This window comes from Gottschalkia purinilytica (assembly GCF_001190785.1).
GTDB lineage: Bacteria > Bacillota > Clostridia > Tissierellales > Gottschalkiaceae > Gottschalkia_A > Gottschalkia_A purinilytica.
This window is the reverse complement of the sequence record NZ_LGSS01000057.1, coordinates 1-1,116: the sequence shown is the minus strand read 5'-3', so window position 1 is coordinate 1,116 and position 1,116 is coordinate 1. Positions and strand designations below refer to the sequence as shown.

Below are 1,116 nucleotides of genomic sequence, written 5' to 3'. Positions count from 1 at the left end.
CTAATAAACTCACAATTTTCACTAAGCATATATTTTAAGAAAGACTTATAATCATCGTTAACCCATTCTTTTCCCATTGTTTCAAATGAATTTTTGTAATATTTCTCAAAATCTTCTTGTCTTATAGGATTTACAACTATTCTTTCACAACCTTCGCATGAATGCATAAGTAAAAGCTTCATTCCCTCTAACCCCTTAAAATCATCACTCACATTTTTCATCCTAACTGTGCCTATTTCAAGCATTTTAATACCCCTCCTCTAGCCTTTTATAATTCTCTTTATGCTTCTTAATATAAGCTTCTTCTATCTCTTCAGCTGTAAAGTTTAGAGTATTTCCTACACTAAGTACAAAATGTAATACATCTGCATATTCATCTAGAATTCTTTCTTTAGGCTCAGGCCCTTTATCACTCCAGTATTTAAAACATCTAGTAGCATTAGCCAATTCTGATGTTTCTACTTGTAATGCCAGTAATCTTTCTGGCAACATCATTTCATGTAAATAGTTTAATTGTCCCATATCCGAGGGATTATATTTTTTCTCTATTATTCGATCATCTAGTTCTTTCTGTAGCTCTAATAGCTCTTTTAATTTCATCTTTTATGCCTCTTTTTCATATACATTTCCTACAATCTTAATATGTTCTGGCGATATATCAGAAAATGCAATGAAACTACCTTTAAAAAATCCTTCTATTCCAAAGCAACCTTTTCTATATATTACTTTGCTAACTATTACTTCTGATAGCTCTGTTAAAGTATTGCAATATTCAACTATATCTCCCTCATAGATTTCCTTTCCGTTCATATCTTTTAGTCCTGTGTATTGCATTAGTTTAAAATTTCTTATATTTTTAAATTCCTCTTCTCCGTATCCTTTTACGAAAACACATATACCTAATTCATCAAACACTATTCTCATATCCATTATTGAGTTATTTTCTGTAGTATTATCTGTAAGGTAGTACATTTCATTTCTATCTTTATCCCAAACCCTAAACTTTGTCTCTGTATCCACTTCCTTTAATCCTCCTTTTTAAATAGCCTTTTTAATTTCCACTCCACAACTCGTACATAAATTTATCTTCCGACCTCTATATTTAGCCTTAACCGT

General features: G+C 30.7%; 3 protein-coding genes. All 3 read right to left on the bottom strand.

The window, feature by feature from the left end:
* A partial coding sequence (locus CLPU_RS16310) for a hypothetical protein (protein ID WP_050379141.1) occupies positions 1 to 245 on the bottom strand: 245 nt, incomplete at its 3' end.
* 1 nt (position 246) lies between these two features.
* Positions 247 to 600, bottom strand: a complete 354-nt coding sequence (locus tag CLPU_RS16305; RefSeq protein WP_050379139.1) for a dUTPase — start codon at positions 598 to 600, stop codon at positions 247 to 249.
* A gap of 3 nt (positions 601 to 603) precedes the next feature.
* The gene (locus CLPU_RS16300; protein WP_050379137.1) at positions 604 to 1,020 is read right to left on the bottom strand and encodes a YopX family protein; all 417 of its coding nucleotides are present in this window, start codon (positions 1,018 to 1,020) and stop codon (positions 604 to 606) included.
* Positions 1,021 to 1,116 lie beyond the last annotated feature (96 nt).